The sequence below is a fragment of the Flavobacterium sp. MMLR14_040 genome, assembly GCF_033657265.1.
Lineage (GTDB): Bacteria > Bacteroidota > Bacteroidia > Flavobacteriales > Flavobacteriaceae > Flavobacterium.
This window is the reverse complement of sequence record NZ_JAWVWO010000027.1, coordinates 58937-64947: the sequence shown is the minus strand read 5'-3', so window position 1 is coordinate 64947 and position 6011 is coordinate 58937. Positions and strand designations below refer to the sequence as shown.

4 protein-coding genes are annotated in these 6011 nt (G+C 32.6%); 2 read left to right on the top strand and 2 right to left on the bottom strand.

Annotation, left to right across the window (positions count from 1 at the left end):
• Nucleotides 1–168 precede the first annotated feature (168 nt).
• Nucleotides 169–1218, bottom strand: a complete 1050-nt coding sequence (gene rhaT / locus SD960_RS22055) for an L-rhamnose/proton symporter RhaT (protein WP_318806012.1) — start codon at nt 1216–1218, stop codon at nt 169–171.
• Between the two features lie 373 nt (nt 1219–1591).
• On the opposite strand from rhaT, the gene SD960_RS22050 reads away from it, so the two are divergent.
• Complete coding sequence (locus SD960_RS22050) at nt 1592–2632, top strand: GntR family transcriptional regulator (RefSeq protein WP_318806011.1); 1041 nt, start codon at nt 1592–1594, stop codon at nt 2630–2632.
• Nucleotides 2633–2824: 192 nt separating this feature from the next.
• On the opposite strand, the gene SD960_RS22045 is transcribed toward SD960_RS22050, so the two are convergent.
• Nucleotides 2825–4195 (bottom strand): glycoside hydrolase family 28 protein, encoded by a 1371-nt coding sequence (locus tag SD960_RS22045; RefSeq protein WP_318806010.1) that lies wholly within the window; start codon nt 4193–4195, stop codon nt 2825–2827.
• A gap of 484 nt (nt 4196–4679) precedes the next feature.
• Here SD960_RS22045 and SD960_RS22040 point away from each other — a divergent pair, with 484 nt between their 5' ends.
• The gene (locus SD960_RS22040; protein WP_318806009.1) at nt 4680–6011 is read left to right on the top strand and encodes a rhamnogalacturonan acetylesterase; all 1332 of its coding nucleotides are present in this window, start codon (nt 4680–4682) and stop codon (nt 6009–6011) included.

The window sequence follows — 6011 nt, the reverse complement described above, 5'->3', positions numbered from 1 at the left end:
AATCGGCTCCAAGTAAATTAGAACGATAAATGAAAAGCGCTACTTCATCCCCTGCCAAGGCTGCTGCTTTGGCCTCATCCCAAAGGTAGCTCACGTGCTTAAAATTCATATTTGGTGTTTTTATTATATTTGACATTATATAAATGTTATTGGTTGGTTGTCTTTATTTTATAATGAATTTCCAATTCCGACCAATACTATCGAAAGCATGATCAATCCAATTCCCCATAAAAAAGTATTGAATGTTTTTTTGGAAACTCCTTTCCATTCTTTCAAATAAAATCCCCAGAAATTGGCTGTAAGGATAATCGTTGCCATGTGCAAAATCCATGAACTGGCTCCGTTTCCTAATTTGCTTTCGCCCATTCCGTAGAAGAAAAATTGCAAGAACCACATCGTTCCGGCTAATGCAGAAAAAAGGATATTTTTAGTAATTGGTGTTTGTTTGTTGGTATAATCTCCAAAGGTTTTATTTTTGAAATTAAGGTACATACACCAAATAAAATTCGTTGTAAGTCCGCCCCAAAGCAATACGATATACGTTACGTTATTTTGAAACAAAGGATTACAGCCTGAAACTACAGCCGCTTCTGCCATTGGTTTTCCTGCTTCGATTCCGTAATTAAAGAAAGAGCTCAAAATACCTGATATTACTGCGATTATTAGTCCTTTCGTCAAATTAAAATCTTTGTCTTTATCTTCATGTCCAACCGCAAAATCTTTTTCTTTTAAGATTCCTGCTTTCCCGGAAATAGCAATTCCGATAAGGCAAACCACAACGCCAAGCAACACAAGTTGTCCGCCAGTGCTTTGCAACATATCTGTAAAGGAAATTTTTCCTTCTGTTGGATAAAAATTATAATAAATAGAGGGAACTAAAGCTCCAAAAGCGGAACAAAAACCTAATACGATAGAATTTCCTAGTGACATTCCTAAGTAGCGAACGCCTAAACCGTATGTCAATCCCCCAATTCCCCAAATCAATCCCATTGAAAAAGTAAAGGCTTTGATTGCAGGAGAAGCTGCGGCAATAATATCAACAAAATTCGGAATCGTTAAATAAGCTGCAATTGGTGGAACGATAAGCCAGGAGAAAAAACCTCCCACGAGCCAGTAGCTTTCCCAAGCCCAATTTTTAACTTTTTTGAATGGCATGTAAAAACTTCCTGAAGAGAAACCTCCAATGGAGTGAAAAATGATTCCTAATAATGATTCCATTTATAAATTTGTTTGTGGTTATTGTGATAGTTAATCTCGTTTGGTAAAATAAGAAAATGTAAAAAACAAAACTATCCTGTACTATCCTTTATATTATATGTTAAAACCAAGAGCTATTGCAAAGAAGTATTGGAATATATTGAAAAAATAAATTTAAAATTTCTATTTTAGCAATCGATTTCGCAATTATTAAAATGATACTTATTTAATAAATAAAAAATCAGATTACGAATTAAGTTCCTTAAATTTAATGTTGCATTTTATTTGAAAAGCCAATAAAACAAGGCAACAATTTAATTTAAAGCCATTTACAAAAAAATATAATTTAAAATCGCGATTTATAAAACAAACGTGATTTGCAATTACAAGCCTCATGATCAAACTTATTAAAATAGATGAAGACTCAAGAGTTCCTAAATACAAACAAATTGTAGACTCTATTTTGCAGAATATTGCCAACGGAAATCTAAAAATAAACCAGAAAATCCCTTCTATAAACAGCTTTAGTGAAGAGTTTTATATGTCGAGAGATACGGTTGAAAAGGCTTATAATATTTTAAAAGAGAGAAAAATTATTTCATCTATTCGGGGAAAAGGCTATTATATTACCCGAACAAAGCTGGAATCTAAGGTTAATATTTTGTTTTTATTTAATAAACTGAGTGCGTACAAAATGAAAACGTACAACTCGTTTATTAATACTGTTGGCGCAAATGCCCACACTGATTTGCATATTTACCATTGCGACGAAACATTATTCCTGAATTTACTGGACAAATTTGAAGGCGTTTATGATTATTACGTAATCACAACGCATTTTAAAACCGATGAATTAAAACACCTAAGTTTTACCGATGAAGTTGTAAAAGCGATTCAAAAAATTCCGCAGGATAAATTGGTTATTATGGATAACATAAAACTGACAACGGAAGGCGAAATCATCAAAATTTATCAGGATTTTGAAAATGATATTTACAATGCCTTAAAAGAAGGTCTTGCCAAAATAACTAAATATAAAAGATTAATTCTGGTTTATCCTGAAAAGGCAGTGTATCCTTATCCACGCAGAATTTTACACGGTTTCAAAAAGTTTTGTGTAGAACACGAAATCAATTTTGAAATTCTGAGCGAGGTTTATGATGATATGGTTTTGAAAAAAGGCGATTTATTTATTACCATTGAAGAATCTGATCTGGTTAACCTTATGAAACAAATTCGCGATGAAGAATATGTTTTAGGAAAAGATATTGGCGTAATCTCTTATAACGACACTCCGCTAAAAGAGCTTTTAGGAATCACTGTAATGTCGACCGATTTTAATGTCATGGGAGAAACCGCAGCGCGCATGATTTTGAATAAAGAAAAAGGTTCTGTCAAGGTTCCGTTTAATTTTATTGATAGGAATTCGATTTAATGAATCAATAAAAATCAAAAATATTTCATCATAATATTGTAAACATAGCCAACGGTTTCAACCGTTGGAGCGCAATATATTCATATAATGTGTATTCCGATTACATGATTGAAATCGTTGAAAAACAATGCGTTTTACAATACGTCTCCCACGGTTGAAACCGTGGGCTATATTTAAAAATATACTATAGAATCAATCCTTTCTCTCAAAATTCACAACATTTTCATGAATATTTTTTTCTCCTGAAATATTCTCAGCTTTGATATTCTTAAGAAAAACATTCTCGACCGGAAGTTCTTTTTGTGCTAAAATCCTCGAAATAAATTTTACGTTGGTTGCTTTTATGTTTTCCAGATAAACGTTTTTTATTGGAGTTAATTTTCGCTCCAGCGTTGGAACTAAATTTTTCCACTGATACATCACATCAGTTTCAATTCCCAGAATTCCTTCATCGATTTTGCCGGATTTTATGTTGCTCATATAGATATTGTTAACATATCCGCCGCGGCGTTCATTGGTTTTGATGAACAAAAGATGATTTAGTTTTGCGCCATCCACGACAATGCAATTGTCAATGAAAACATTTTCTATTCCGCCTGAAAGTTCGCTTCCAATCGCTACCAATTGATGTCCGTTTTTAACAATACAATTTCGCATGACAACATTTTTTGAAGGCGTATTCAATCGCCAGGCATCCTGATTGCTTCCTGATTTTATGGCAATTGCATCATCTCCCTGATCAAAAACACAATTTTCGATTAATACATTCTGGCTCATTTCAGGATCAACGCCGTCGTTATTATGTCCGTGCGCATAGACTTTTAGATTTCTGAGAACAACATCTTTAGACAAAAAAGGATGAATCGTCCAGAAAGGACTATTGGTGATCGTAACGCCATCCATTACAATATTCTCACAGCGATTGAATTGAATAAATTGAGGACGAAAATGCGCTGAATCATTTACCATTTGTCGTTCTTTTAAAGGTTTATTGTAAGAAGCCAGATAATACAATCGTTTTAAACTTTCCATGTGTCCTTTTGGTCGTTTAAACCATTCTGTCCAGATATCCATTTTTGCCTTTAATTCGCCTTCTCCCGTAATGGCAATATTTTTACATTGGTACGCATAAACCAACGGCGAATAATTATAGCATTCGTATCCTTCCCAAGTCGAGGAAACGGCCGGTAAATAATCATTTGGATCTTCTGAAAAAAGTAAAACCGCTCCTTTGTTCAAATGAAGGTTAACATTGCTCTTAAAATGTATTTTTTTTGTAATCCATTCGCCTTCAGGAATCACGACAATCCCACCTCCTGCTTTATTGGCTTTTGTGATCGCTTTATTTATGGCATCAGATATTTTGTCCTTATTTCCTTTTATAGCACCAAAATCTACAATCGAATATTCCTTGCAATTCGTGAAATCCGGAATTTTGATCGGGGGCATTTCAAAAGGTGCTTTTACAACGACTTCTTGTAGTGTTACACAAAACGAATCTCTTTTAAAGGATAAAAAAACAAGTGAAAGTAAAAGGGCAAAACCAAGTATTATTTTCTTCATGATGAATTGTTATTTAAAATTAGAATTAAGTAATTTCTACTTTATAAGCCGATTTATTCAAAAATCTTCAACAAAATAAAAACCGTCTTATCTAGTAAAGTAAGAAATACCAAAAATAAAACCATCCTGCACTATCCTTCTATAATCAATAAAAAAAATATTATTTTTCTAAACAAATGATTTTATTTTAACACATTTAATAATTACCATATTGCTAATTTAACATCATAGTACAGGATACTTTATCAAAAATGAACGATTAGATTTGACTAAGAAACCAAATTAGTGATGTATTTTTAAACACATAGAAACATAGAATATTGAACTCAAAAAAGGCGTTTCACTTGTATTAACAAACATAGCTATGTGTGAGAAACTAGTTTCTTTTGATCTACTTTTCAAAAGCATAAAAATCTATGTTTCTATGTGTTTATTTTTTTTGCATAACAGCAACGGATTAACAACAATTTAAAATCTCACAAAAGTGGCAAAAATCAAAAATTTACTTCTTTGTTTTTTTATTTCAGCTTTGACGTTTGCTTCATCTGCAAATTCTAATTTGAATGATACTATTAAAAACACAAAATCTATTTGGTTTGATTTTGGAACTTCCGTAAAAAATTCAAAAGCAACAATAATCAATACTGCTTTGGTTTACGATTCAAATTTGGGATATGGTTTTGATTTTAATACGGTTTCGAATATCAAAATGAATTCTGATTCATTTTCAACAGAAAAACCAACTTACTTTTCCGTGAAACTTCCCGAAGGAAATTATCAGGTTGAAATTGTTATGGGAAATTCACAAAAAGAATCGAATGTAACCATAAAAGCAGAATCAAGAAGATTAATGCTCAATCAGTTTGAGATTAAAAAAGGAAAGTCGGTTACAAAAATTTTCAACGTTAATATTAGAACTCCAAAAATAGATGACAATCAAAACATTACATTAAAAGATCGCGAAAAAGACATTTTTGATTGGGATGATAAATTGACGCTTGAATTTTTAGGCGAAGTTTCGATTCAAAGCATAAAAATTACTTTAAAAGATAATTTGACTGTTGTTTATCTCGCCGGAGATTCTACGGTTACCGATCAGGATGTGGAACCTTGGGCTTCGTGGGGGCAATTTATTACGAATTATTTTGACAAGACTATTGTTGTGTCCAATTATGCGTATTCCGGATCTTCTTTGAGTTCTTTCAAAAATTCAAACCGATTGAAAAAGATTCTCTTAGAAATCAAAAAAGGAGATTATTTATTTGTTGAATTTGGTCATAACGATGAAAAAATAAAGGGTACAGGAAATGGCGCATGGGAATCTTATTCTGATTTATTGACTGAATTTGTTCAATCGGCAAAAGAGAAAGGCGCAATTCCAGTTTTGGTAACGCCAACACAACGTCGGTTTTTTAATGAAAATAGAACTTTAAAAGAAACACATGGTGATTTTCCAGCTGCAATGCGTGCTGTGGCTCAAAAAAACAATATTGCGCTTATTGACATTACAAAATTCACAACCGATCTTTATGAAACCTGGGGCGATGAAGCTTCCAGAAAAGCGTTTGTTCAATATCCCGCCAATACATTTCCGGGGCAGGAAAAAGCGTTGGATGATAATACACATTTTAATAGTTTTGGCGCAAATGAAATTGCGCTTTGCATTATTAAAAGAATTCGCGAAATTGATATTCCTTTGAAAAAATATATCAAAAAAGAAATTCCAAATTACAATCCAAAGAAACCAAATTACATTTCAAGCTGGACTTTACCTATGAGTAACCGCTTTGAAATTGCCAAACCAGATGGTAATTAA